Raw genomic sequence first — 26221 nt, forward strand, 5'->3', positions numbered from 1 at the left:
GCCCCCTCCCCACGAGTGCCGATCCGGGCTAAATGGTTGCTGCTGCAACGTTTTTCCCGATGACCGGCATTTGACAGACACTGAATATCCCGTTAATTCCTGCTTTGCGCACCGCAACAACCGCCGTCCGCCTCACCCCCGTGATGTCGATTCCGGTGCCGCCCCCGCCAACCGGAGCCCCATCCCGATGACCCGCAAGACCAGCCTGATCGCCGCCGCCGTCGCTGTCGCACTCGGTGGCTCTCCGTTCGTCGCCGCTGCCCAGCAAGCCGGCACCGCCGCCAATACCCTGGACACGGTGATCGTCACCGGCACCCGCGTGGCCGACCGTACGGTCGCCGAATCGCAGTCGCCGATCGACATCATCACCCCCGAAGCCCTGCAGTCCACCGGCACCAGCGAACTGGCCACCGCGCTGTCGCGCGCGCTGCCCTCGCTGAACTTCCCGCGCCCGGCCCTGACCGACGGCACCAGCGGCGTGCGCCCGGCGCAGCTGCGTGGCCTGTCGCCGGACCAGGTGCTGGTGCTGGTCAATGGCAAGCGCCGCCACACCTCGGCGATGATCAACGTCAACGGCAGCATTGGCCGTGGCTCGTCGGCAGTGGACATCAACGCGATCCCGATCGCCGCCATCGAGCGCGTGGAAGTGCTGCGCGACGGCGCGTCGGCGCAGTACGGCTCGGACGCCATCGCCGGCGTCATCAACATCGTGCTCAAGGGCAGTGGCAGTGGCGGCAGCCTGGCGGTGGACTACGGCCAGTACTCGGCCGGTGACGGCAACAAGTACCAGCTCTCCGGCGATACCGGCGTCGAGTTCGGCAACGGCCGTGGCCGCGTGCACGTGGCCGGCCAGATCAGCCAGCAGGATGAAAGCAACCGCGCCGGCCCGTACCGCGGCACCACGCCGAACACCGGCAACTACCCGAGCATCGGTGAGAAGACCTTCATCGTCGGCGACCCGCGCGTGGATGCCACGGCCGCCTCGGTCAATGCCAGCTTCGACTTCAGCGACCGCGTGACCGGCTACGCCAGCGCGCTGCTCAGCAACCGCGACATCACCTCCTTTGCGTTCTACCGCTCGCGCAACCACAACGGGCAGAGCGCGCTGCTGGCGCAGACCTACCCGGACGGCTTCGTGCCGGAGATCAACCAGTACTCCAAGGACCGCTCGCTGGTGGCCGGGGTCAAGGGCAACACCGACAACGGCTGGACCTGGGACCTGAGCCTGAACCATGGCGAGAACACCCTGGACTTCCACACCCGCAACAGCATCAACTACAGCCTGGGCGCGACCAGCCCGCGCTCGTTCTACGACGGCACGCTGAAGTACCAGCAGGACATCTTCAATGCCGACCTGACCAAGTCGCTGGACTGGGGCCTGGCCTACCCTGTCACGCTGTCCTTCGGCGGTGAGTACCGCAAGGAGAAGTGGGACCAGAAGCCGGGCGAACTGAACTCGTACACCGGCAGCGGCGCACAGGGCTTCGGCGGCTTCACCCCGACCAACGAAGTGCATGCCGACCGCCACAACTACGCGGTCTACGCCGGCCTGGAAGCGGACCTGACCGAGAAGTTCTCGGCCGGCATCACCGGCCGCTACGAGGACTACTCGGACTTCGGCGACCGCTTCTCCGGCAAGCTGTCGGCGCGCTACGCGTTTACGGACAAGGTCGCGCTGCGGGCCACCGCCTCCAGCGGCTTCCGTGCACCGTCGCTGGCGCAGCAGGGCTACCAGGCGGTGACCAGCCAGTTCACCAACGGCGTGTTCGTCGAGCGCGGTACCTTCCCGACCACCAGCCAGGCCGCGCAGGCACTGGGCGCCTCGCCGCTGAAGGCCGAGACCTCCACCTCCTACAGCGTGGGTCTGGTGCTGCAGCCTGTCGACCGCCTGTACATCACCGTCGACGCCTACCAGATCGACATCGATGACCGCATCGCACTGTCGTCCAGCATCACCACCAATGCGGCCAGCAGCGCGCTGCTGACCAGCTTGGGCCTGCCGCAGGTGACTGCGTTCTCGTACTTCACCAACGGCCTGGATACGCGCACCCGTGGCGTCGACTTCGTCTCCAGCTACACGGTGCCGTTCAGTGCCAGCAGCCTGGAGCTGACCGCTGCGTACAGCTACAACGACACAGAAGTGCGCCGCGTCGGCGGCACGCCGGCGGTGTTCGGCTCGCTGGGCCTGAACCAGTCGCTGATCGGTCGCGATGAAATCGGCCGCATCGAGGACAGCTACCCGCGTGACAAGACCATCCTGAGCGGCACCTGGCGTTCGGATCACTGGGAACTGGGCCTGGCCGCAACCCGCTACGGCAAGTTCACCGTGCGCAACTCGGCCACCGCGCTGCGCGACCAGACCTACGGCGACAAGTGGGTGCTGGATGCCTCGGCCAGCTACAAGCCGAGCAGCAACTGGACGCTGACCGTGGGTGCCGACAACCTGCTGAACGAGTACCCGGACCGCACCGAAGACCTGCAGAACTCCACCTTCGGCATGCTGCCGTACAGCAACTACTCGCCGTTCGGCTTCAACGGCGCGTATGTGTACGGGCGGGTCAAGTACACCTGGTAAGCGGTAGCGCTGGCCGCTGGCCGGCTGTGCTCTGGTAGTGCCGGCCGCTGGCCGGCAACTCCGGGCGGGGTCAGATCCCTTTTCCTGCGGGAAAAGGGATCTGACCCCATTCGCATTTAAAGGTTTGCCGTATCTGGCCTCATCGGTGAAAATCGGGATACCCCCGATTTCCTGCGAGTGCCGATGCACCATGACACCGACCTGATCAACATCGTGGCCGTTGGCCTGGGGCTCGCCTTCATCTTCGGCGCGCTGGCCAACAAGCTCCGCTTGTCTCCCTTGGTCGGTTACCTGGTTGCTGGCATCTGCGTAGGCCCGTTCACCCCCGGCTTCGTCGCCGACCAGGCGCTGGCCAACCAGCTGGCCGAGCTGGGCGTGATGCTGCTGATGTTCGGCGTCGGCCTGCACTTCTCGCTGAAGGACCTGATGGCGGTCAAGGCCATCGCCATCCCCGGTGCCATCGGCCAGATCGCGGTCGCCACCCTGCTCGGCTGGGGCGTGGCCTCGCTGATGGGCTGGCCGGCCATCCATGGCGTCATCTTCGGTTTCTCGCTGGCCACCGCCAGCACCGTGGTGCTGCTGCGGGCGATGGAGGAACGCCGCCTGCTGGAAACGATGCGCGGCAAGATCGCGGTCGGCTGGCTGATCGTGGAAGACCTGGCCTGTGTGCTGGCACTGGTGATGATGCCGGTGATGGCCGGTGTGTTCGGCCCCGACGCGGCCAAGGAATCGCACTCGCTGGGCAGCGTGCTGGCCGACATCGGCTGGACCTTCGTGCAGCTGGGCCTGTTCGTGGCGGTGATGCTGGTGGTCGGGCGCCGGGTCATCCCGTGGATCCTGGAACGTATCGCCGGTACCGGTTCGCGCGAGCTGTTCACCCTCTCGGTGCTGGCGATCGCGCTGGGCGTGGCGTTCGGCTCGGCCATGTTGTTCGGCGTCTCGTTCGCACTGGGCGCGTTCTTCGCCGGCATGCTGCTCAACGAATCGGAACTGAGCCACAAGGCCGCACACGATTCGCTGCCGCTGCGTGATGCGTTCGCAGTACTGTTCTTCGTCTCGGTCGGCATGCTGTTCGACCCGAACATCCTCATCCAGCACCCGTGGCAGGTGCTGGCCACCGTGCTGATCATCATGTTCGGCAAATCGGCCGCCGCGTTCTTCATCGTGCGCGCGTTCGGGCACCCGACCAGCACTGCACTGACCATCTCTGCCAGCCTGGCGCAGATCGGCGAGTTCGCCTTCATCATCGCCGGCCTCGGCGTGGCGCTGCAGATCCTGCCGAAGGAAGGCCAGTCGCTGGTCCTGGCCGGTGCGCTGGTGTCGATCATGCTCAACCCGCTGGTATTCGGCCTGCTCGACCGTTGGCAGGCCAAGCAGGAGCAGTCGCCCCAGGCCGCCGAGCCCGAAGAGGCCACCGGTCCCTCGCGTGACCTGCATGACCACGCCATCGTCATTGGTTACGGCCGGGTCGGCAGCGAGCTTGCGCAGGTACTGCGCGACCGTGGCGTGCCGGTGCTGGTGATCGATGACAACAAGGAACACGTCGAGCAGGCGCACGCCAAGGGCCTGGCGGCGATCCGCGGCAGCGCCGCCGCCGACCGGGTACTGGCCGAGGCCCATCCGGAGCGCGCCAAGATCGCGGTGCTGGCGATTCCGCAGCCGCTGGAAGCCGGTGAGGCGCTGGCCAAGCTGCGGGCGATCAACCCGGACCTGACCCTGCTGGCGCGTGCACACAGCGATGCGGAAGTGAAGCATCTGCTGGAACACGGTGCGGATGGCACGGTGATGGCCGAACGTGAGCTGGCGTATTCGCTGGCGGAGATGGTGATGGCCACGCCGCCGTATCGCGGGTTGGGTCAGCACAGTATTCCGGTGGTGTGAGGGGTGTGCGTGCGGCAGGGCTTGCAGCCCTGCCCCTGCCGAAACAACGGCAACGGCAACGGCAAAAGCTGGCATAGCGTGGGATGGCGGGGTGGGTCCGGTTGCGGGGGCCGCTGCAAGTACGTCCATGTAAGCTCGGTCGCCGCATCCATGCGGCTCCCGCCCCCGCAACCGGCCCCCCCCCGCCTTCGACAGATTCCTGCGATCTGTCGGAACGGCGCCCTGCTCTGGTAGGTGTCGACCTTGGTCGACACGGCGACGCATGGGGTCAGATCCGTTTTCCACAGGAAATCGGATCTGACCCCGGAAACAAAAAATCCCCGGTCGACCCGCATCGACCGGGGATCTGGATCGCCACGTTGCCACGCCTTGGAGAGGCAGTTCCACCGTAGCGCATCGCGGCGCCGGTGGTGATCGCCTGTGGCGATGACGACCAAGCGCGTGGCTATCAGGCGCCGGCCAGGGCCTGCTCCAGGTCCGCGCGCAGGTCGCCGATGTGTTCGATGCCGATCGACAGCCGCACGGTGTCCTCGCTGACGCCGGCCTTGGCCAGCTCCGCAGCATCCAGCTGGCGATGGGTGGTCGAGGCCGGATGGGTGGCCAGTGACTTCGCATCGCCCAGGTTGACCAGGCGGGTGAACAGCTTCAGTGCATCGAGGAAGCGCGCGCCGGCCTCGCGCCCACCCGGCAGGCCGAAGGTCAACACGCCCGAGCCGTGCCCACCCAGGTAGCGCTGCGCGGCGGCATGCTCCGGGTCGTCGGCCAGTCCGGCGTAGCGCACCCAGGCCACCTTGGCATGCGCCTTCAGGAACTGCGCGACGGCCAGCGCATTGGCATTGATGCGTTCCATGCGCAGGGCCAGGGTCTCGATGCCCTGCAGGATCAGGAAGGCATTGAACGGCGACAGCGCCGCGCCGGTATTGCGCAGTGGCACCACGCGCGCGCGGCCGATGTAGGCCGCCGGTCCCAGTGCTTCGGTATAGACCACGCCGTGGTAACTGGGGTCTGGCTGGTTGAGGCGCGCGAAGCGGTTGGGTTGCGCGGCCCAGTCGAAGCGGCCGGAATCGATGATCGCGCCGCCCAGGCTGGTGCCGTGGCCGCCGAGGTACTTGGTCAGCGAATGCACCACGATGTCGGCACCGTGCTCGAACGGGCGCAGCAGGAACGGGGTGGCCACCGTGTTGTCGACGATCAGTGGCACGCCGGCGGCATGCGCGACCTCGGCGATGGCCGCGATGTCGGTGACGTTGCCGCGCGGGTTGCCGATCGATTCGACGAACACCGCCTTGGTGCGGTCGTCGATCAGCGCGGCGAACGCAGCTGGATCGGCAGGATCGGCGAAACGCGCCTGGATGCCGTACTGCGGCAGCGTGTGCGCCAGCAGGTTGAGGCTGCCGCCGTACAGCGCGCTGGAGGCGACGATGTTGTCGCCGGCTTCGGCGATGGTCTGGATGGCATAGGTGATCGCGGCCTGTCCCGAGGCCAGCGCCAGCGCGCCGATGCCGCCTTCCAGCGCGGCAAGGCGCTGCTCCAGCACGTCGGTAGTGGGGTTCATGATGCGGGTGTAGATGTTGCCCGGCACCTTCAGGTCGAACAGGTCGGCGCCGTGTTGGGTGTCATCGAACGCATACGCCACGGTCTGGTAGATCGGCACCGCCACCGCGCGCGTGGTCGGGTCGGGACGGTAGCCGCCGTGCACGGCCAGGGTTTCCAGTTGCCACTGCGGGTCGCTCATTGCACCAGGCTCCATCCGGGGAAACCGCCACCATAGGCCAGCCGGGGCCGGACGCTGAAAGCCGCTGGCGATGACGTCCGTACCCGCGGTTATCAGGTTGGCCGCGATTCAGGCAGCCGTCATGGGCCGTTGCTAGGCTTCGCCGCCGGGCGCTCCTGCCCGGGCACGGAGGCCCCACGCATGCAGCCATCCCCCTGGACTCCCCCTGCCAGCAGTTCGCCCACGTCGGTCCTGCTGGTGGAGGACGACCGTCGCCTGGCCGAACTGGTGAGCGACTACCTGCACGAACATGGCTTCGCCGTGCAGCACGTGCCCCGTGGTGACCTTGCCGGTGCGGCCTGCCGCCAGCATGCCCCGGAACTGGTGGTGCTGGACCTGATGCTGCCCGGCCTCGGGGGCATCGATGTGTGCCGGCAGATCCGCAGCTTCTCCGATGTGCCGATCCTGATGCTGACCGCTTGCGAGGACGACATCGAACAGGTGCTGGGCCTGGAATCGGGTGCCGATGACTATGTGCACAAGCCGATCGAACCACGCCTGCTGCTGGCCCGCCTGCGCGCCCTGCTGCGCCGCCGCCATGGCAGCAGCAACACCGGCACGCCCAGCCGGCTGATGCATGGGCAACTGCTGATCGATCGCATGCAGCGTGAAGTGCATCTGCACGGTGCGGCGGTGGACGTGGGCACCACCGAATTCGAGATCCTGTGGCTGCTGGCCAGCCAACCCGGGCAGATCCTGTCGCGTGACCAGATCCTGCAGTCGGTGCGCGGCATCGGCTTCGACGGTCTGGACCGCAGCGTTGACGTCTGCATCGGCAAGCTGCGCCGCAAGCTCGGCGACGATGCGCGCGAACCACGACGGATCAAGACCGTGTGGGGCCGTGGCTACCAGTTCAATCCGTCGGCCTGGACGGCATGAAGCGGCTGTTCCTGTGGTTGTGGTTCGTCACCGGCGCCTGCTTCCTGGCCTCGGTGTTCTTCCTCAACCACATCCTGGATGGCATCTACACGCCCGTGCAGGATCGCGTGTTCGTGGAGCAGGTACGCGGGCAGGTGTACGCCCTGCGCAGGGACCTTGCGGGCCTGGACGCCGGCCAGCAGCGTGAGCGCCTGCAGCAGTTGCAACCACACTACGGCATCACCCTGACCCTGCTCGACAATCCTCCCGCGCTCGACCGGCAGGAACAGGCGGCCGTGCAGGCCGATGGCTTCATCGTGCGCGATCAGTACCAGCAGGTCCTGCTGCCCATCGAGGGCATCGGCGGCCGCTGGCTGCACCTGCGCCTGCCCGGCGCGGTGCAGATGACGATGTACATGACCATCGCGGCCTACCTCAGCATCCTGCTGCTGGTCGGCGCCAGCCTGTATGCCTGGGTGCGCCTGCTGTGGCGCGACCTCGAGGCATTGCGCCGGCACGCCGACCGCATCGGTGCCGGTGATCTGCAGGCACGCGCGCAGGTTTCGCCTCGCTCGCAGATCCGGGTCATCGTCGACCACTCCAACCGCATGGCCGCACGCGTGGCCGAGCTGGTGCAGCGTCAGCGCGACCTCACCCATGCCATTTCGCACGAACTGCGCACGCCCATCGCGCGCGTGGCCTTCGGCCTGGACCTGATGCAGGACAGCGATGACGCCGAGCGCCGCGCGCGCCTGGCGCAAGGCCTGCACGGTGACCTCGCCGAGCTCAATCGGCTGGTCAGCGAACTGCTGGCCTACGAACGGCTGGAGCATCCCAGCGAGGGCGAACCGATGCAGCGGATGGAAGCCAACGACTGGCTGCAGGCCTGCCTGGCCGATGCCCGCCGCGATGCCGAACGTGCCGGCCTGGTGCTGCGCGTGCAGCCCAGTGCCCTGCCGCGGGTGGATGCCGAGCCACGCCTGCTGCAGCTGGCACTGAGCAACCTGGTTGGCAATGCACTGCGCCACGCCCGCTCGCAGGTGGAAGTGTCGCTGGTGGGCGTGGGCGGGCGCGCCTGCCTGCGGGTGGACGACGACGGACCCGGCATCGCCGAGGCTGACCGCGAGAAGGTGGTCCGCCCGTTCACCCGCCTGGATGACAGCCGCAGCCGTGACACCGGCGGCTTCGGCCTGGGCCTGGCGATCGTCGGCCGCATTGCCGCACGCCACCACGGCGAGCTGCGCATCAGTCGCGCCACGCTGGGCGGCGCACGCCTGGAAATGCACTGGCCGCTGGCTGCCAGCTGAACGCGCTGGGCCGCGATTACAGTTGATTACAACTCCCGCACAACTGCGGACGGATCGGTCGCCGGCGTATCGCCACGCTGGCGACCCTGCAGCACTCGCCGGATGCGCGCGCTGCTTTCCTTCCTTTGTCGAGAGTCTCCATGTCCAAGCTTCGCCGTTCCCCCGCCCTGCTCTGCCTGGCCCTGTTGCCGCTGTTCGCCGCACCGATCGCCCACGCCAAGGATGACCACTGGACCTTCGAGCTCGCCGCCGGTGGTGGCGTGACGCCTCGCTACAGCGGCAGCGAGGAGTACCGAGCGACGCCTTCGCTGTCCTTCGATGTCACCTCGCCGGGGGGCTGGTTTCTGGGCACCAGTGGCATCGGCTGGGGCACGACCCTCGGCGAGCACACCCGCGTGCGGGCCTATGTCGGTGCCAGCGGCATCCGCAAGGACAAGGATTCGCTGCTCGGCGGTTCGGACTTCCTGCGCGGCATGGGCGATATCGATACCCGTCCCCTGGTCGGTGTCTCGGCTGGATATACGCTGGGCGAAGCCGTGCTGAGCGGCTCCTGGCAGTTCACCCGCAAGGACGAGGACAAGGCTGAGAACGGACTGGCTACCCAGCAGATCCACCTGAACCTGACCCTGCCGCTGTTCGACCTGGCCGGTGGCGTTGTCAGCGGCAGCGTCTCCACCGACTACGGCAACCGTGGCTACATGCAGACCTGGTACGGCGTCAGTCCGGAACAGGCCGCGCGCACCGGCTTTGCCGAGCACAAACCGAAGGCCGGCCTGGTCAGCGCCGGTGTGGGCCTGAAGTGGAGCCACCGCGCGGGCCGCAACGGCAACTGGTACATCTCTGCCGAAGGCACGCGCCTGCTCGGCGATGCGGCCAACAGCCCGATCGTTCAGAAACCCAACCAGTTCGGGCTGATGAGCGGGTATACGCACCGCTTCTGACTGATCGCCGGGCATATCCCGGCGTACCTCGCAGGAAACGGGGCGCTGCGGACATGCAGCGCCCCGTGAGGACTCACGCCTTGGCGAACACCAGATGGCCACCGTCGTTGCCGACTTCGATGGTGTCGCCGTTGACGAAGGCGCCGGACAGGATCTTCTGCGCCAACGGATTCTCCAGCTGTGCCTGGATCGCCCGCTTCAACGGGCGCGCGCCATACACCGGATCGAAGCCAACGTTGCCGAGCAGGTCGAACGCTGCATCGGACACCGCCAGCTTCAGCCCGCGCTCGCCCAGGCGCTTTTCCAGACCACGCATCTGGATGCGTGCGATCTGCTTGATCTGCTGCTTGTCCAGCGGGTGGAACACCACGATGTCGTCCAGGCGGTTGATGAACTCCGGGCGGAAGTGCGCCTGCACCACGCCCATCACCGCCGCCTTCATCTGCGTGTAGGCCTCCGGGCTGTCGTCGGCGCTCATGTCCTGGATCTGGTGCGAGCCCAGGTTCGAGGTCATCACGATGACAGTGTTGCGGAAGTCCACGGTACGGCCCTGGCCATCGGTCAGGCGGCCATCGTCCAGCACCTGCAGCAGGATGTTGAACACATCCGGATGCGCCTTCTCCACTTCGTCCAGCAGGATCAGCGAATACGGACGGCGACGCACCGCCTCGGTCAGGTAGCCACCCTCTTCGTAACCGACGTAGCCCGGGGGCGCACCGATCAGGCGGGCGACGCTGTGCTTCTCCATGAACTCGCTCATGTCGATGCGGATCATCGCGTCGGCACTGTCGAACAGGAACTCGGCCAGCGACTTGCACAGCTCGGTCTTGCCGACGCCGGTCGGGCCGAGGAACAGGAACGAACCGGCCGGGCGATTCGGATCGGACAGGCCCGCACGCGAACGACGCACGGCATCGGAGACCACCTTGATCGCTTCCTCCTGGCCGACCACGCGGTTGTGCAGCACCTCTTCCATGCGCAGCAGCTTGTCGCGCTCACCTTCGAGCATCTTGTTGACCGGAATGCCGGTCCAGCGCGAGACGACCTCGGCGATCTCCTCGTCGGTGACCCGGTCCTGCACCAGCTTGAAGTCCTTGTGTTCGGCTTCCTGGGCGGCGGCCAGCTGCTTTTCCAGCTGCGGCAGCAGGCCGTACTGGATCTCGCTCATGCGCGCGAAATCCTGGCGGCGCTGCGCGGCTTCCAGTTCCAGCTTGGCCTGCTCGACCTGCTCCTTGATCTTCGTCGCGCCCTGCAGCGTGGCCTTCTCCGACTTCCAGATTTCATTGAGGTCGGAGAACTCGCGCTCCAGCGCATCGATGTCGTTCTCCAGATCGGCCAGGCGTTGCCGCGAGGCTTCGTCCTTTTCCTTCTTCAGCATCTCGCGCTGGATCTTCAACTGGATCACACGACGTTCCAGGCGGTCCAGTTCCTCCGGCTTGGAGTCGATCTCCATGCGCAGGCGCGAGGCCGCCTCGTCCATCAGGTCGATGGCCTTGTCCGGCAGCTGGCGATCGGTGATGTAGCGGTTGGACAGCGTCGCCGCGGCCACGATGGCCGGGTCGGTGATCTCCACCCCGTGGTGCACCGCATACTTTTCCTTCAGCCCGCGCAGGATCGCGATGGTGTCCTCCACCGACGGCTCACCCACGAACACCTTCTGGAAGCGGCGCTCCAGCGCAGCATCCTTTTCGATGTACTTGCGGTACTCATCCAGCGTGGTGGCGCCCACGCAGTGCAGTTCGCCACGTGCCAGCGCCGGCTTGAGCATGTTGCCGGCATCCATCGCGCCGTCGGCCTTGCCGGCGCCAACCATGGTGTGCAGCTCATCGATGAACAGGATGATCTGCCCTTCGCTCTTGGCGAGGTCGTTGAGCACGCCCTTCAGGCGTTCCTCGAATTCGCCACGGAACTTGGCGCCAGCGATCAGCGCGCCCATGTCCAGCGACAGCACGCGCTTGCCGCGCAGGCCCTCGGGCACTTCGTCGTTGATGATGCGCTGGGCCAGGCCTTCGACGATCGCGGTCTTGCCAACGCCAGGTTCGCCGATCAGCACCGGGTTGTTCTTGGTCCGGCGCTGCAGCACCTGGATCGTGCGGCGGATTTCCTCGTCACGGCCGATCACCGGATCGAGCTTGCCGCTCTCGGCGCGCGCGGTCAGGTCGATGGTGTACTTCTCCAGCGCCTGCCGCTGTTCCTCGGCGTTCTCCGACTGCACGTTCTCGCCGCCACGCAGCTTGTCGATCGCAGCCTGCAGGCGGGTCTTGTCGGCACCGGCAGCGCGCAGCGCCATGCCCAGCGTGCCGCCGTCGTCCAGCGCCGCCAGCACGAACCACTCGCTGGCAATGAAGGCATCGCCATTCTGCTGGGCCAGCTTGTCGGTCTGGTTCAGCAGGCGCCCCAGGTCATTGCCCATCGAGACGTTGCCGGCCTGGCCGGACACCTTCGGCAGTGCATCCAGCGCCTCGGTCAGGCGCTCGCGCAGCACCGGCACGTTCACCCCGGCCTGGGCCAGCAGCGGGCGCGTGCTGCCGCCCTGCTGGTCCAGCAGGGCGCTGAACAGGTGAACCGGTTCGATGATGCTGTTGTCGCGGCCCACGGCCAGCGACTGTGCGTCTGCCAGCGCCTGCTGGAAACGCGAGGTGAGCTTGTCCATCCGCATTGCGAATCCTCATCGGTCATCAGGGCCGGCCCGCGCCGGCGATGCTGGAAAGATGCGGTTGCCCCCCCCCGTTTCAAGGGTGGCTGCGACTGCACCCCGAGGCCAGTCAGCCTGCGGCCAGCATGCCGGAGCGGGTGTGGTCGGCGCGTTGATCCCGATCAGTTCCGCGCAATGGGCGGACTCAGCGGGTGATCGCGCTGCGGATCGCCCGCAGCTGCTGCTTGACCGCCCGCGCCTGCGCCGGGTCCATGCGCAGCAGGGCCTTCTGCCCGATCGAGCGTGACTGCAGGGTGGGATCGACGAATCGATAGCGGCCGCGTTCATCGCGCTGCACCAGTGGCGCCTGGGCCAGTTCCGGGGTCTCCAGCAGGTGGTCGATCACCGTGACCAGGCGGTCGTTGAAATAGCCCTCGGGCCGCCCAAGGTCGACATAGGCCTGCTGGATCAGCGGATAGAAGCGTTTGTAAGCGGTAGCCGTTGCTGCCGGGTCCAGCGCAGTGAACGCCTGCACGTAGGGCGCATAGCGCGCCGCGTTGCTGGCGGCGATGTGTTCGCCACCCTCGCCCAGCTCGACCTGCAGGTTGCCCGGCAGCGGGCGCGCGGCCAACGCGGTCGGCGGCACGCTGGGCTTGTCCAGGTTGTCGACCTGGGTGACCAGGCGCTGGATCAGATGATCACGCAGCAGCAGGGTCAGCGGCCCCTCGCCCTGGAACAGCTGGCCCAGCGCACCCCAGGCCGCGGCATCGCTGTCAGCCAGCTTCGGCAGCGCCGGATCGGCCGCGGCCTCGGTATCCAGCGGATGCCTGATCGGCGGTGGTGCCGGCACGGGTTCCGCAGCCGCCTTCGGCTGTGGCGGTGCGCCGGTACTGGCGGGGGTCGATTGCACCGGCACCGAAACACCGTCTGCCAGGCTCTTCAGCTGATCGCGGAACAACCAACCACCCGCGCCACCAATCACCACCACGCCCAACACCCAGGGCCAAACCGCCTTTCCACTCTGCATGATGCAGCACCTCGTTTCACACGCATGGAGAAGGTGTGACCCCACCGATTGCAGCCGGTTCCCCGCCTGTTCCGCTGCCGTTCGGGTTCAGGCCTGCATGAAAGCCCCGCTCACGCCTGCTTTGCATGCCGCGCGCGAGGCTGTGGACCTTGTCCTGCGGAGACACTGTCATGCAGTACGCGTTGTATTACTGGACCGGCATCCAGGGTCGTGGCGAGTTCGTGCGGCTGGCGCTGGAAGACGCCGGCGCCGACTACATCGACATGGCGCGGGTGCACGGCGATGCGGTGATGCAGCCATTCCTGGATGGGAGCAGCGAGGGCGCGCAGCCCTTCGCACCCCCATTCCTGAAGGCGGGCCGGCAGGTCATCGCACAGGTCGCGACGATCCTGGATTTCCTCGGCCCAACCTTGGACCTGGTGCCGCAGGCAGCCTCGCGGCGAATGCAGGCGTTGCAGCTGCAGCTGACCATCGCCGACCTGGTGGCCGAGGTGCATGACACCCACCATCCGATCGCTGCATCGAAGTACTACGAAGAGCAGAAGACCGAAGCCAAGGCCCGGGCCATGTCGCTGCGCAGCGAGCGGCTGCCGAAGTTCCTCGGTTACTTCGAGCAGGTACTGGCCGCCAATGGTGGCCGCCATGCACTGCGCGAGCATTCGTACGTGGATCTGTCACTGTTCCAGCTGCTGAGCGGGCTGGACTACATGTTCCCGCGCCGCATGCAGGCGCTCGGCCCCACCCTGCCCCTGCTGCGCGGGCTGCAGGAGCGGGTGGCGAAGCGGCCGAACATCGCCGCCTATCTGGGCTCGGAACGGCGCCTGGCGTTCAACACGAATGGCATCTTCCGCCATTACCCGGAGCTGGACGCCGAACGGTAGTGCCGGCGGCTGGCCGGCAGCTGCACGATCCAACCGAAGCCCATGAGGATGCCGGCCAGCGGCCGGCACTACCACGGGTCAGCTGTTTTCACCCAGCGGCTGCACCGGCTGCTTCTGCAGCGACAGCAAGCCCAGCAGTAGCGCCAGTGCCACGTAGGCACCGGCGAACTGCAAACTGATGATGCGCGCCAGGCCGTCAAGGTCCCACGGCAGGTAGATGCCGCCGCGCGGATCCACCGAGTGGATCAACCCGAACAGGGTCAGCACCGCCGCCACCAGCAGGAAGCCGCAGGCACGGCGCAGGCGCCCATCGACCATCGCCGCCACCGCCGAAATCCACAGCATCGAGGTGATGATGAAGCCGTTGCCGAGCGTGAAGATCACCGCCAGCTCAGGCAGGCCGTGGCCGTCGAGCTTGGTCAGCAGCTGCGGCAGCTGGTCCGGTGCAATCCAGCCGGGTGCCTTGATCGCCAGCAGGTAGGCCACCGACGGCAGGAAGCCGAACACCATCGCGCCGGTATGGTGGCGCGGCGTGGCCTGGAATGCCTGCGTGGTGATGTCGATGGCCACGTACACGATGATCGGTGCCAGCACCGCCAGCGGCAGCCATTGCACCAGCCCGGAGATGATGCCGAGCATGCCGCCAATGCCGACGAACAGGCCGGTCAGCAGCGTGTAGCCGCTGCGCGCGCCCATGTGCTTGTAGGCCGGCTGGCCGATGTAGGGCGTGGTCTGCGCCACGCCGCCACAGACACCCGCCACCAGCGTGGCCACCGCTTCCACCAGCAGGATGTCGCGGGTGCGGTAGTCATCACCGGCCGCGCGCGCACTTTCAGACACGTTGATGCCACCGACCACCATCAGCAGGCCGAACGGCAACAGCAGCGGCAGGTAGGTCATCGCGGTGGGCAGGCCGTCGAGGAAGCCCAGCGTCGGCAGCGGCAGCACCACCTGCGGCGGCACCCACTCCGGTACATGGAAGCCGGGTGCGCCCAGCCCGGCCAGGCCAAGGCCGTAATACAGCACGGTGCCGAACACGAAGGCCAGCAGCACGCCCGGGCCACGCACCGGCAGCTTGCCCTTGGCGATCAGCACATACAGCAGCAGGCCCAGCGTGGTGAAGCCGACCAGCGGCGAGCGCAGCGTTTCCAGCAACGGCAGCAGGCCCATCAGCACCAGCGCGATGCCGGCGATGGAACCCAGCAGCGCGGCACGCGGCAGCGCGCGGGTGACCGCTTCGCCGAAGAACGACAGCACGAACTTGAGCACGCCCATGATGACCAGCGCCGCCATGCCCAGCTGCCAGGTGGCGATGCCCGCAGCGTGCGGGTCCATGCCCTGCTGCTTGAACGCGATGAAGGCCGGGCCGAGCACCAGCAGCGCCATGCCGATGCTGGTCGGTGCATCCAGGCCCAGCGGCATGGCGGTGACGTCGTCGCGGCCGGTACGTGCCGCCAGCCGGCGCGCCATCAGGGTGTACAGCAGGTTGCCGACCAGCACGCCGAAGGCGGTGCCGGGGAACATGCGGCCGAACACCACGTCGGCGGGGAACTGGAAGATCCCGACCAGGGCCATGGCGATGAAGCCGAGGATGGAGAGGTTGTCGACGACCAGGCCGAAGAAGCCGTTGAAGTCGCCGGCGACGAACCAGCGACGCGGTGCGGCGGAAGCGGGAGCGGACATGGAAGGGGCGGTGGGGGTGGGGACCGCCGATGGTAGGCCCAGCGGGGCCGGCGCGCCAATTCCGTCGTGGAATGATGGGTTCCAGCCAACGGCGGGGCCCCTCGTGGCTGGGTTGGTCGCGGACAGCGGGTTTATCGGAGTGGGCCGGGCGGGATGGGCTGTGCAGGACACGCCGTAAACCCGTCCATGGGGGCTCGATGGCGCCATCCATGGCGCCAACGGTCCTGCGCAGCCCATCCCGACCGGCCCCTGACAATTTCCTGCGCGTGCCAGCCACGGAAGAGAATCAAAAGATCAAAAGCAAAGGCAGGCGCTCGTTGTTGCGCCAAGCCCATGCTCGGCTGCTGTACGCGAGGCATCTGAGCCGAGCATGGCTCGGCTCTACAGGAGATCATTCCGATCATTCTTTCGTTCATCCACGCATGGCGTGGATCTACTGCAGATCGCAGGAGTCTGTCGAAGGCGGGGTGGGGCCGGTTGCGGGGGCGTGAGCCGCATGGATGCGGCGACCGAGCTTACATGGACGTACTTGCAGCGCCCCCCCGCAACCGGCCCCACCCCGCCATCCCCCAGGAAAGCAGCTTCTGCTCTGGGTCTGGCTCGTAGCGGGTGCAGGGCGCAGCCCTGCATCGACCAACCCCCTACTTCTTCAGGAAGTTGTCCACCAGCAGATGCTTCACGTCGTCGAAGCGGCCGTTCAACACGGCCTTGGCTGCGTACAACGCCGTACCGGCCACCTGCTTGGCCTCGATCTGCGGCGGCATCACCAGTTCGGCGCGGCTGGTATGCACGTCCAGCAGTGCCGGGCCGCGTTGGGACAGGAAGTCCAGCACCGCTTCCTCCAGGTCCTCGCTGCGCGTCACCGTGCGGCCGTGGAAGCCGATCACTTCGGCCAGGCGGCCAAAGTCCGGGTTCTTCAGGTCGGTGTAGTTGTCCAGCAGGCCCTCCACCTTCTGCTCCAGCTCGACGAAATTCAGCGAGCCGTTGTTGAACACCACCACCTTGATCGGCAGATTCTCCTGTACCGCCGTCAGCAGGTCGCCCAACAGCATCGCCAGGCCACCGTCACCGGACAGCGAAATCACCTGTCGGCCGGGGAACGCCTTCTGCAGGCCGAGTGCCTGCGGCATCGCGTTGGCCATCGTGCCGTGCAGCAGGCTGGTCAGCGTACGGCGGCGACCGTTGACGCGGATATGCCGCAGCACCCATACCATCGGCGAGCCGCCGTCGGCGGTGAACAGCGCATCGTCGCTGGCGTGCTTCGACAGCAGCGCGGTCAGGTGCTGCGGATGGATCAATTCGCCTTCGCCCGGTTGTTCTTCCTGCTCGCGCTTCTTCAGTGCCTTGTCGCGACGCCCGATGCACTCGTCCAGGAAGCTGCTGTCCTCGCGCGGCGGCAGCATCGGCAGCAACGCATCCAGCGTCGGTGTGATATCACCGACCACGCCAAGATTCACCGGGTGGCGGCGGCCGAGATGGCTGCCATCGCGGTCGACCTGGATGATCGTGGCCTTGTCCGGATAGAACTGGCCCCAGGCGAAATCGGCGCCGAGCAGCAGCAGCGTGTCGCACTCCATCAACGTGTGGAAGCCGGACTCGATGCCGAAGATGCCGGTCATGCCCATGTTGTACGGGTTGTCCGGCTCGACGAAGTCCTTCGCGCGCGAGGTGTGCGCGATCGGTGCCTGCAGGCGCCGGGCCAGTTCCAGCAACTGCGCGTGCGCGCCCTGGCAACCGGCGCCGGCATAGATGCCGATGCGCTTGCCCTGCCCCAGCAGCTCGGCGATGCGCTGCAGTTCAGCGTCGGAAGGACGCAGCACCGGCTGGGTGTAGTGCACCGAGAACGGCACATCGTGCTTCACCTCGGCCTGGCTGATATCGGCCGGCAGGATCACCACCGCCACGCCGCGGCGGCTGATCGCCGCCTGGCAGGCCAACGTGACCACGCGGCGGGCCTGTTCGGCGCTGTGCACCTGCTCGCAGAACACCGAACAACTGGCGTACACCGCCTTGAAGTCCACTTCCTGCGGGAATTCCATGCCCAGTTCGCTGGTCACCACCTGGCTGGCGATCAGCACCATCGGCGCGCGGTTGCGGTTGCTCTCGAACACGCCGTTGATGAAATGCAGGCTGCCGGGGCCGCAGGAACCGGCGCAGGCGGTCAGCTCGCCGCTCACCAGTGAATCGGCGCCGGCGGCGAATGCGGCCACTTCCTCATGGCGCACGTGCACCCAGGCAATCTCGCTGCCATGCATCGCATCGGTCACATGGTTGAGCGTATCGCCCACGATGCCGTAGCAACGGCGGACACCGGCCTGCTGCAGGGCGTCCACCACGATTTCGGCCACGCGCTTGCTCATCGGATACATCCTCGAACGGGGGAACATCAGAGGCTAGACCCGATGAAGTGATGCCTCCGCAAAAAAAAGGGGACGGAGGGAATTAAGTCGTTTGCGGCACATACGACTTAATTCCCTCCGTCCCCTTTTTCAATCGTTGACGTTGATCCAGCCCTCCACTGCGCCGCTTTTCGGGTTGCGGTAGCGCAGCTTCACCCAACCGTCCTGTTCATCCAGCATTTCCACGCGGTCGCCCTGCACCAGGTAACGCTTGGTGCTGGACGCACCGGGCCGATCAAACAGGAACAGCCGCGCGGGCACCACGGTGGTCTGCTGTCCGCGCAGCGGCCCGTCCGGCGGTGCGCCCAGGCCATCGGCGATGGCACTTTCCAGCACACGGCCGGCGGGATCATAGGTACGCCAGACCGCCAACGGGCCCTGCTCGTCGGTCTGTTCCCAATGCAGGGCGGCATTCAGCGTATCGCCCAGCATCAGCACGCTCTCGGCGCGGTACAGATAGAGTTCCGCGCCTGCAAACCGGTACTGGTCGGCGTACCACATCGGGCCGCTGCGGCAGCTGCTGGTCAGGGTGCGGCTCGGACGGTCGACGCTCAGCCCCATCAGGTCACCGCAGCTGTCCTTGCCATGGGTGTCGGCCTGCAGCGCGCGGAACCCGGCACTGGCCGGATCGAAGCGGTACACCGCCACCGCCTCGTTGACCATGCCTACCGAGGCGCGCGCGACCAGTTCCGGGTAGCCATCGAAATCGACGTCTTCCAGCGACCATTGCGAATTGCCGTCGGCGTCCGCCGCACCCGCCAGCGTCTGGCGCTTGCCCGACGGTGACAGCTGCACCACGATGCTGCCGTCCTGCTGGGGATCCGCGTGCGCCTGCACGTGAGCGGCCACCTGGAACCGCAGCGTTTCGCCGTCATCCCCACTTGCCTGCGCCGACGGTGCCAGCACGCCGGCCAACACGAGGCCCAGCAGGCATTCCCTGTAATTCATCATTGCTCCCTGCGGCACCGCGGCGGCACCTTCATCTCAGAACGATACCTCGACCGGCTGCCGCGACCACAGCACCGACTGATGCTTGGTCTGCTGCTTCCACGCCAGGCGGATCGCTTCGATGTCGGCGCGGCGCTGCGGGGTGTCCTCGTGCAGCACCACCAGCACCTTGGTGCGCAGGCGATTGGGCGCGGCGTCACCACGGAACAGCCACTGGCCGTAGGCATCGAACACGGTCAGGCCATCCGGGAAGCGCGGAGTCACTTCCTTGTCCAGGAAGGTGCGCCACTGCGCCTCGCTGATGGTGTCGGCCTGCGGGCGGTTGCCGGCGCCCTGTTCCTCGCCCACGCCGAAATACAGCTCGCTGCGCACCCAGCCATGGCCGGCGGACGGGCGTGCGGCATCGCCCTTCAGTTCGGCGGTGGTGGCCGTGGCATAGGCGCTGGGCGCCTGCGAAGAGAGGCTGGCGCAGCCGCTGGTGGCCAGCAGCACGGCGAAGACGAGGCCAAGGTGTTTCATCGGTACAGCTCCGGGGAAGGGGGACAAGGCGAGCCGGCAGCGTACAGCGCCACCGGCCCGGCGTGCTGATGCCAGCAAGGCATCAACTCATGCCGGACCGGCAGGGGCTTGCATCCGCACCGGTCGTCACGCGAAGATAATATATCGCTTCATCCGGATGGATGTAAGTGAAACTATCTCCCCCTTCCCCGTCGTCGTTGTTGCTGGAGCCCCCATGTCCGCCCGCCTGCCTGCGTCGCCGCTCGGCCTCGCCATTGCCCTCTCGCTTTCCTCCGCTGCCGTCCCGGCCCTCGCCCAGGACGCCACCAACCTGGACACGGTGATCGTCACCGGCACCCGTGCCGCCGACCGCACCGTGCTCGAATCCACCTCGCCGGTAGACGTGCTCAGCGCCGAGGACATCCGCAAGGCCGGCGTGGTCAACGGTGAGCTGGGCAGCGCGCTGCAGGCGCTGCTGCCGTCGTTCAACTTCCCGCGCCAGTCCAACTCCGGTGGCGCCGACCATGTGCGCGCCGCACAGTTGCGCGGCCTGTCGCCGGACCAGGTACTGGTGCTGGTCAACGGCAAGCGCCGCCACCACACCGCGCTGGTCAACACCGACAGCAAGATCGGCAAGGGCACCACGCCGGTCGATTTCAATTCGATCCCGGTCAGCGCGATCAAGCGCATCGAAGTGCTGCGCGACGGCGCCGGCGCGCTGTACGGCTCGGACGCGGTGGCCGGTGTGATCAACGTGATCCTCGACAACGGCGGCGACGGCGGTGAGATCGAGGCCAGCTACGGTGCCAATCACACCGACCTCAAGCCGATCGGGCGTACCCTCACCGACGGCCAGACCGGCAACATCAGCGCCAAGGTCGGTACCTCGCTGGGCGAGGACGGTGGCTTCCTGCGCGTGGGCCTGGAGTACAAGCACCGCAATGGCACCAACCGCGCCGGCTTCGACCAGATTCCGCCGTGGGACCAGACCCCGGACAACCTGGCGCTGCAGGGCAAGCGCAACTATGTGCTGGGCGATGGCAAGAGCAAGGACATCAATCTGTGGCTGAACACCGAGATCCCGGTGGGCCAGACCTCGACGTTCTACGCGTTCGGTACCTTCAACCAGCGGGATACCGAAGGCGCGAACTACTTCCGCTATCCCGATGGCGATGCCAACTGGAAGCAGGTCTATCCGAACGGCTACCGGCCGATCTCCGAAGGCGAGAACCGCGACGTGCAGACCGTGGCCGGCGTGCGCGGGCAGTGGGGCGAGTGGAGCTACGACGGCAGCCTGGACTACGGCCAGAACGACTTCACCTACCGCCTGCGTGATTCGCTCAACGCGTCGCTGGGCCCGACCAGCCCTACCCGCTTCAAGACCGCTGACTACGAATACGCGCAGACCGTGGGCAACCTCGACCTGAGCCGCGTGTTCACCCAGAGCGACAGCATCAGCCACACCCTGGGCCTGGGCGCGGAAGCACGCCACGAGCGCTACCAGACCCGTCCCGGCGATCCGGCCAGCTATGCCGCCGGCCCCTACACCGACCGTCCGACCGGCTCGCAGGCCGGTGGCGGCCTGACCCCGCAGGACGCGGCGCGCCTGTCGCGCGACGTGGCCAGCGCCTATGCCAGCCTGTCCAGCCAGTTCGGCGAGAAGTTCTCCACCGATCTGGCCGCGCGCTACGAGCACAACGACGACTTCGGCGGTGAACTGACCGGCAAGCTCGGCCTGCGCTACGAATTCACCCCGGCGTTCGCGCTGCGCGGAGCCATCTCCAACAACTTCCGTGCGCCGTCGCTGGCACAGATCGGCTACGAGTCCACCTCCACCGGCTACAACGCCGGCGGCCAGCTGGTGCAGGGCCGCCTGCTGTCGGTCAATAATCCCATCGCGCGTGGCCTGGGTTCGCAGAATCTGAAGCCGGAGAAATCGCTGAATACCTCGCTGGGCTTCACCAGCCGCATCGGCGAGCATTTCGACCTGTCGCTGGACTTCTTCCAGATCGACATCGACGACCGCATCGCGCTGTCGGAAAGCATCACCGGTGATGCGCTCACCGATTACGTGGCGGCCAACTACGGCGTCAGCGGCCTGCAAAGCGCCAGCTTCTTCGTCAACGCGGCCGATACCCGCACCCGTGGCGCCGAGCTGGTGAGCAACTGGCGCCAATCGCTGGGCGATGGCCAGCTGCTGCTGACTGGCACCTACGCCTACACCAAGACCACGCTGAAGAACGTACTGGCCACACCGGCGCAGCTGCGCGCGCTGAACCCGGACTACGTGCTGTTCGGCATCGAAGAGACCAACACGCTTACCGATGCCACGCCGCGCACGCGTGGCAGCTTCTCGGCCGCCTGGAGCAACGACCGCTGGTCGCTGAGCACCCGCGTGAACCGCTATGGCAGCGCCACCCGCGTGTTCAACTTCGGTGATGGCTACATCCCGCGCCAGACCTACCAGGCCGAATGGCAGCTGGATGCGGAAGTGGAGTACCGCATTACCCCGCGCTGGAGCGTGGCCATCGGCGGCCAGAACCTGACCGACAACTACCCGGATCGATCCAACAGCGATATCCACTACTTCGGCAATCTGCCGTACGACGTGTTGTCGCCGATCGGCAGCAACGGCGCGTACTACTACGGTCGGGTCCGCTATACGTTCTGATTTCGCCAGTCCGGTAGTGCCGGCCGCTGGCCGGCAACCTCAGGGTGCATCCGGGGACCATGACGTTGCCGGCCAGCGGCCGGCACTATCCAATCCGTAGCCTGCCCTCGACCCCACGTACACGCCCACGCTGGCAAGCTGGGCGTCATGGCTGAACCGCTCCCCCTGCGTCCGCCACCGCCATTGCTGGACGACGCCTGCGCGTTGTTCCTCGATGTCGACGGCACCCTGATCGAATTCGCTGCACGCCCGGATGCCGTGCAGCTGCTGCCGGATGTGCGCGAAGTCATCGGCCGCATCAGCGACCGTCTGGAAGGTGCCGTGGCACTGGTCAGTGGTCGCCCACTTGAACAGCTGGATCAACTGTTCGCGCCTTTGAAGCTGCCCGCCGCCGGCCTGCATGGCCACGAACTGCGCGGCCACGATGGGCGTGTGCTGCGCGACGAACACGACGACGACACCGCCGAGTGGCTGCACGCACTGCACCAGCAGGCGATGCGCTTCGCCCACGGCCATCCCGGCGTGCTGGTGGAAGACAAGGGCGTCGGCCTGGCCCTGCACTGGCGCGGCGCGCCGCATGCCGCCAGCGATGTCCGCGCCTTCGCCGACCGCCACGTGCGCGGTCGTGCCAGCTACCGCCTGCAACCCGGCGACCATGTGGTCGAGTTCGTGCCCGTCGGCACCGACAAAGGTCGTGCCGTGCGCCGGATGATGCAGTACCTGCCCTTCCGCGGCCGCCTTCCCGTGTTCCTCGGCGATGACCTCACCGATGAATTCGGCTTCGACGCTGCCAACGTCCAGCATGGCTGGAGCGTGCTGGTGGGTGAACGTGAACCGAGCGCGGCGGTGTTCGCGCTGCCCGACATACGCAGCGTGCACGCCTGGCTGCGTGAGAATGCCTATTGACCCGGCCAACCCCCACGGCCGCAACCGAGATGTACCGCGTGATGACCCAACCCGATCTTGATCTGGGCGTGGTCGGCAACGGCAGCTTCGGCGCCCTGGTCGACAAACATGCCCGCGTTGTCTGGAGCTGCCTGCCCACCTTCGACGGCGACCCCACCTTCTGTGCCCTGCTCGGCCCCAACCAGCAGACCGGTGGCGACTTCGCCATCGAGCTGGAGGACTTCGCCGGCAGCGAACAGGAGTACCTCACCAACACGGCGATCCTGCGCACCGTACTGCGCGACGCGCACGGCGGCGAACTGGAAATCCTCGATTTCGCCCCACGCTGGCGGCAGAACGACCGCTTCTACCGCCCGGTCAGCCTGATCCGCCAGGTGCGTCCGCTGGCCGGCAGTCCACGCATCACCGTGCGCGCACGGCCGCTGGCGGACTGGGGCGCGCGCGTGCCGGAGTCCACCTGGGGCAGCAACCATGTGCGCTGGATCCTGCCCGAGCACGTGCTGCGGCTGACCACCGATGTGCCGGTGCGCTTCATCCGCGATGGCCTGCCGTTCGTGCTCAACCACCCCATCCACCTGATCCTGGGCGTGGATGAATCGCTCAACCGTTCGATCAGTGGCTACGTGCAGGAAGCCTTCCAGCGCACCCGCGATTACTGGCGCGAATGGGTGCGCTACCTGTCCATTCCGCTGGAATGGCAGGACGCGGTGATCCGCAGTGCGATCACCCTGAAGCTGTGCCAGTACGAGGACAGCGGCGCGATCATCGCGGCAATGACCACCTCCATCCCGGAAGCTCCCGGCAGCGTGCGCAACTGGGACTACCGTTACTGTTGGCTGCGTGATGCGGCGTTCGTGGTGCGTGCGCTGAACCGCCTCGGCGCAACGCGCACGATGGAACAGTTCCTAGGCTACATCTTCAACCTGGCCACCACCGACGGCACGCTGCAGCCGCTGTATGGCATCGGCTTTGAAGCCAAGCTGGACGAAGACGAAGTGCCCAGCCTGTCCGGCTATCGCGGCATGGGCCCGGTGCGCCGCGGCAATCTGGCCTGGGTGCAACGCCAGCACGATGTCTACGGCAGCGTGGTGCTGGCGTCCACGCAGTTGTTCTTCGACCGGCGCCTGCAGGACCCGGGTGATGCGCACACCTTCGCCCGCCTCGAACCCCTCGGCGAACAGGCCTTCGCCCTGCACGACGTACCCGATGCCGGCCTGTGGGAGTTCCGCGGCCGCACCGAAGTGCACACCTACACCAGTGCGATGTGCTGGGCCGCCTGCGACCGCCTGTGCAAGATCGCCGTGCGCCTCAAGCGCGACGACCGCGCACGCTACTGGCGCGAGCGCGCCGACACCATCCACGCGCGCATCATGGCCGAATCCTGGAGCGAAGAACGAGGTCACTTCACCGATACGTTCGGCGGTCAGCGACTGGATGCCTCGCTGCTGCTGCTGGCCGACATCGGCTTCATCGATGCGCTGGACGCGCGCTTCATCGCCACCGTCGAAGCCATCGGCCGTGACCTCAAGCATGGCAATTCGCTGTACCGCTACGTTGCTCCGGATGACTTCGGCGAACCGGAAACCAGCTTCACCATCTGCACCTTCTGGTACATCGACGCACTGGCCGCCATCGGGCACATGGACGAAGCACGCGGGATGTTCGAACTGCTGTTGAAGCAGCGCAACCACCTGGGCCTGCTGTCGGAGGATCTGGCCTTCGACACTGGCGAAGCCTGGGGCAATTTCCCGCAGACCTATTCGCACGTCGGCCTGATCACCGCCGCGATGCGCCTGTCGCGGTCCTGGCAGGAGGCATCGTGAGTCGTCTGGTCGTGGTTTCAAACCGGGTGGCCGTGCCGGGCGAGAATCGTGCGGGCGGCCTGGCCGTCGGTCTGCTCGCTGCGCTGAAGGAACGTGGCGGCATGTGGTTCGGCTGGAGTGGAAAAAGCGTGCGTGACGGCAGCGGCACGCTGCACCGGCAGCAGGATGGCGACATCGAGTTCGTCACCCTCGACCTGAGCAAGCGCGAGGTCGATGGCTACTACAACGGCTTCGCCAATCGCACCTTGTGGCCGCTGCTGCACTTCCGCCTGGACCTGGTCGACTACGACCGTGGCACCCGCGAGACCTACCACAAGGTCAACGCGCTGTTCGCCGACAAGCTCGCGCCGCTGCTGCGCGAGGATGACATCGTCTGGATCCACGACTACCACCTGATCCCGCTCGGCGCACTGCTGCGCGAGCGGGGCATCGGCTGCCGCATCGGCTTCTTCCTGCACATCCCGATGCCGTCGGCCGACCTGCTGCAGGCCATGCCCGACCATCTGCGGCTGTTCTCCGCGCTGTACGCCTACGACCTGGTCGGCTTCCAGACCCAGCGCGACACCGATCGCTTCCAGACCTACCTGCGCCTGTTCGGGGGCGGACGCGTGCTCGACAACGGCGAGCTGGAAGCACCGGGTGGGCGCCGTTTCCGCGCGGCGGCCTTCCCGATCGGCATCGACACCGAACTGATCGCGCGCCAGGCCGGCACCGCCGCCACGAAGGCCGCGGTGAAGAATCTGCGCAACAGCCTGCGTGACCGCCAGCTGGCGATCGGCGTCGACCGCCTGGATTATTCCAAGGGCCTGCCCGAGCGCTTCCTCGGCTTCGAGCGCTACCTGCAGCGCCACCCGGACCAGCGCGGCTCGCTGACCTACCTGCAGATCGCGCCGGTCTCGCGCGGCGATGTCACCGAGTACCGGCAACTGCGCAGCCAGCTGGAGCAGATCGCCGGCCACATCAACGGCGGCCACGCCGAGCCGGACTGGACACCACTGCGCTACGTCAATCAGAACTTCACCCATGCCACCCTCACCGGCTTCTACCGGGCGGCGGCGGTCGGCCTGGTTACGCCACTACGCGATGGCATGAACCTGGTGGCCAAGGAATACGTGGCCTCGCAGGACCCGGAGGATCCCGGCGTGCTGGTGCTGTCACTGCTGGCCGGCGCTGCCGACGAACTCAAGCAGGCACTGCTGGTGAACCCGCACGACCTGGATGGCGTAGCCGACGCCATCGCCACCGCAGCCACGATGTCGCTGCGCAGGCGCAAGGAGCGCTGGCACGCGATGATGGAGCACCTGCGCACCTACGACATCAACCACTGGCGCCGCAGCTACCTCGACGCACTCGAAGGCTGACGAAAAAGGGGACGGAGGGGATTAAGTCGTTTATGCATAAGCGACTTAATCCC

General features: G+C 66.8%; 17 protein-coding genes. 10 read left to right on the forward strand and 7 right to left on the reverse strand.

Annotated features, from left to right (window positions below):
- The first annotated feature begins 187 nt into the window (after nucleotides 1–187).
- Entirely contained in the window at nucleotides 188–2575 is a 2388-nt protein-coding gene (locus tag EGM71_RS16100) for a TonB-dependent receptor plug domain-containing protein (RefSeq protein WP_188485670.1), read from the forward strand.
- A gap of 183 nt (nucleotides 2576–2758) precedes the next feature.
- Nucleotides 2759–4456: a YbaL family putative K(+) efflux transporter gene (gene ybaL / locus EGM71_RS16105; RefSeq protein ID WP_188485671.1), complete on the forward strand. Its 1698-nt coding sequence runs from the start codon at nucleotides 2759–2761 to the stop codon at nucleotides 4454–4456.
- 448 nt (nucleotides 4457–4904) lie between these two features.
- Here ybaL and EGM71_RS16110 read toward each other — a convergent pair whose 3' ends face one another.
- The gene (locus EGM71_RS16110; protein WP_188485672.1) at nucleotides 4905–6191 is read right to left on the reverse strand and encodes an O-acetylhomoserine aminocarboxypropyltransferase/cysteine synthase family protein; all 1287 of its coding nucleotides are present in this window, start codon (nucleotides 6189–6191) and stop codon (nucleotides 4905–4907) included.
- Nucleotides 6192–6371: 180 nt separating this feature from the next.
- On the opposite strand from EGM71_RS16110, the gene EGM71_RS16115 reads away from it, so the two are divergent.
- The 3 genes from EGM71_RS16115 to EGM71_RS16125 all read left to right on the forward strand — a co-directional run bounded on the left by EGM71_RS16115 (nucleotide 6372) and on the right by EGM71_RS16125 (nucleotide 9336).
- Nucleotides 6372–7109 carry a response regulator transcription factor gene (locus tag EGM71_RS16115; RefSeq protein WP_188485673.1) on the forward strand — a complete coding sequence of 246 codons (738 nt, stop codon included), beginning with the start codon at nucleotides 6372–6374 and terminating at the stop codon, nucleotides 7107–7109.
- A complete protein-coding gene (locus EGM71_RS16120) occupies nucleotides 7106–8395 on the forward strand; it encodes an ATP-binding protein (RefSeq protein WP_188485674.1) in 1290 nt (429 codons plus the stop codon). Before EGM71_RS16115 ends, EGM71_RS16120 begins: the two co-directional genes overlap by 4 nt.
- A gap of 140 nt (nucleotides 8396–8535) precedes the next feature.
- Nucleotides 8536–9336, forward strand: a complete 801-nt coding sequence (locus tag EGM71_RS16125) for a MipA/OmpV family protein (RefSeq protein ID WP_188485675.1) — start codon at nucleotides 8536–8538, stop codon at nucleotides 9334–9336.
- Nucleotides 9337–9409: 73 nt separating this feature from the next.
- Here EGM71_RS16125 and clpB read toward each other — a convergent pair whose 3' ends face one another.
- Both clpB and EGM71_RS16135 read right to left on the reverse strand, forming a co-directional pair.
- Nucleotides 9410–11995 carry an ATP-dependent chaperone ClpB gene (clpB, locus tag EGM71_RS16130; RefSeq protein WP_188485676.1) on the reverse strand — a complete coding sequence of 862 codons (2586 nt, stop codon included), beginning with the start codon at nucleotides 11993–11995 and terminating at the stop codon, nucleotides 9410–9412.
- 181 nt (nucleotides 11996–12176) lie between these two features.
- Nucleotides 12177–12998 carry a DUF3014 domain-containing protein gene (locus EGM71_RS16135; RefSeq protein ID WP_188485677.1) on the reverse strand — a complete coding sequence of 274 codons (822 nt, stop codon included), beginning with the start codon at nucleotides 12996–12998 and terminating at the stop codon, nucleotides 12177–12179.
- Between the two features lie 170 nt (nucleotides 12999–13168).
- Between EGM71_RS16135 and EGM71_RS16140 the strand changes: the two genes are divergently transcribed.
- Nucleotides 13169–13879, forward strand: a complete 711-nt coding sequence (locus EGM71_RS16140; protein ID WP_188485678.1) for a glutathione S-transferase — start codon at nucleotides 13169–13171, stop codon at nucleotides 13877–13879.
- A 78-nt stretch (nucleotides 13880–13957) separates the two neighbouring features.
- On the opposite strand, the gene EGM71_RS16145 is transcribed toward EGM71_RS16140, so the two are convergent.
- From EGM71_RS16145 to EGM71_RS16160, 4 genes are all read right to left on the reverse strand, one after another.
- Nucleotides 13958–15562 (reverse strand): hypothetical protein, encoded by a 1605-nt coding sequence (locus EGM71_RS16145; protein ID WP_188485679.1) that lies wholly within the window; start codon nucleotides 15560–15562, stop codon nucleotides 13958–13960.
- A 641-nt stretch (nucleotides 15563–16203) separates the two neighbouring features.
- Entirely contained in the window at nucleotides 16204–17922 is a 1719-nt protein-coding gene (locus tag EGM71_RS16150) for a thiamine pyrophosphate-dependent enzyme (RefSeq protein ID WP_188485680.1), read from the reverse strand.
- A 129-nt stretch (nucleotides 17923–18051) separates the two neighbouring features.
- Nucleotides 18052–18909 (reverse strand): SH3 domain-containing protein, encoded by an 858-nt coding sequence (locus EGM71_RS16155; RefSeq protein WP_188485681.1) that lies wholly within the window; start codon nucleotides 18907–18909, stop codon nucleotides 18052–18054.
- 36 nt (nucleotides 18910–18945) lie between these two features.
- Nucleotides 18946–19428 (reverse strand): DUF3574 domain-containing protein, encoded by a 483-nt coding sequence (locus EGM71_RS16160; protein WP_010481551.1) that lies wholly within the window; start codon nucleotides 19426–19428, stop codon nucleotides 18946–18948.
- Between the two features lie 214 nt (nucleotides 19429–19642).
- On the opposite strand from EGM71_RS16160, the gene EGM71_RS16165 reads away from it, so the two are divergent.
- The 4 genes from EGM71_RS16165 to otsA all read left to right on the forward strand — a co-directional run bounded on the left by EGM71_RS16165 (nucleotide 19643) and on the right by otsA (nucleotide 26168).
- Complete coding sequence (locus EGM71_RS16165; protein ID WP_188485682.1) at nucleotides 19643–22078, forward strand: TonB-dependent receptor plug domain-containing protein; 2436 nt, start codon at nucleotides 19643–19645, stop codon at nucleotides 22076–22078.
- Nucleotides 22079–22225: 147 nt separating this feature from the next.
- Nucleotides 22226–22984, forward strand: a complete 759-nt coding sequence (gene otsB, locus EGM71_RS16170) for a trehalose-phosphatase (protein ID WP_188485683.1) — start codon at nucleotides 22226–22228, stop codon at nucleotides 22982–22984.
- Between the two features lie 41 nt (nucleotides 22985–23025).
- Nucleotides 23026–24807, forward strand: coding sequence for a glycoside hydrolase family 15 protein (locus EGM71_RS16175; protein ID WP_188485684.1), 1782 nt, complete (start codon nucleotides 23026–23028; stop codon nucleotides 24805–24807).
- Nucleotides 24804–26168, forward strand: coding sequence for an alpha,alpha-trehalose-phosphate synthase (UDP-forming) (otsA, locus tag EGM71_RS16180; RefSeq protein WP_188485685.1), 1365 nt, complete (start codon nucleotides 24804–24806; stop codon nucleotides 26166–26168). Before EGM71_RS16175 ends, otsA begins: the two co-directional genes overlap by 4 nt.
- Nucleotides 26169–26221: the final 53 nt, after the last annotated feature.

It is taken from the genome of Stenotrophomonas maltophilia, assembly GCF_006970445.1.
In the GTDB taxonomy this organism is placed as follows: domain Bacteria; phylum Pseudomonadota; class Gammaproteobacteria; order Xanthomonadales; family Xanthomonadaceae; genus Stenotrophomonas; species Stenotrophomonas maltophilia_AU.

Bases quoted from the DNA above. Each gene is read 5' to 3' on its own strand.
- EGM71_RS16165 (WP_188485682.1), top strand. From the start codon at position 19,643: ATGTCCGCCCGCCTGCCTGCGTCGCCGCTCGGCCTCGCCATTGCCCTC.
- EGM71_RS16135 (WP_188485677.1), bottom strand. From the start codon at position 12,998: ATGCAGAGTGGAAAGGCGGTTTGGCCCTGGGTGTTGGGCGTGGTGGTG.
- EGM71_RS16125 (WP_188485675.1), top strand. From the start codon at position 8,536: ATGTCCAAGCTTCGCCGTTCCCCCGCCCTGCTCTGCCTGGCCCTGTTG.
- ybaL (WP_188485671.1), top strand. From the start codon at position 2,759: ATGCACCATGACACCGACCTGATCAACATCGTGGCCGTTGGCCTGGGG.
- EGM71_RS16155 (WP_188485681.1), bottom strand. From the start codon at position 18,909: ATGAATTACAGGGAATGCCTGCTGGGCCTCGTGTTGGCCGGCGTGCTG.
- EGM71_RS16150 (WP_188485680.1), bottom strand. From the start codon at position 17,922: ATGAGCAAGCGCGTGGCCGAAATCGTGGTGGACGCCCTGCAGCAGGCC.
- EGM71_RS16160 (WP_010481551.1), bottom strand. From the start codon at position 19,428: ATGAAACACCTTGGCCTCGTCTTCGCCGTGCTGCTGGCCACCAGCGGC.
- EGM71_RS16100 (WP_188485670.1), top strand. From the start codon at position 188: ATGACCCGCAAGACCAGCCTGATCGCCGCCGCCGTCGCTGTCGCACTC.
- EGM71_RS16110 (WP_188485672.1), bottom strand. From the start codon at position 6,191: ATGAGCGACCCGCAGTGGCAACTGGAAACCCTGGCCGTGCACGGCGGC.
- EGM71_RS16115 (WP_188485673.1), top strand. From the start codon at position 6,372: ATGCAGCCATCCCCCTGGACTCCCCCTGCCAGCAGTTCGCCCACGTCG.
- EGM71_RS16175 (WP_188485684.1), top strand. From the start codon at position 23,026: ATGACCCAACCCGATCTTGATCTGGGCGTGGTCGGCAACGGCAGCTTC.
- clpB (WP_188485676.1), bottom strand. From the start codon at position 11,995: ATGCGGATGGACAAGCTCACCTCGCGTTTCCAGCAGGCGCTGGCAGAC.
- EGM71_RS16120 (WP_188485674.1), top strand. From the start codon at position 7,106: ATGAAGCGGCTGTTCCTGTGGTTGTGGTTCGTCACCGGCGCCTGCTTC.
- otsB (WP_188485683.1), top strand. From the start codon at position 22,226: ATGGCTGAACCGCTCCCCCTGCGTCCGCCACCGCCATTGCTGGACGAC.
- EGM71_RS16145 (WP_188485679.1), bottom strand. From the start codon at position 15,562: ATGTCCGCTCCCGCTTCCGCCGCACCGCGTCGCTGGTTCGTCGCCGGC.
- EGM71_RS16140 (WP_188485678.1), top strand. From the start codon at position 13,169: ATGCAGTACGCGTTGTATTACTGGACCGGCATCCAGGGTCGTGGCGAG.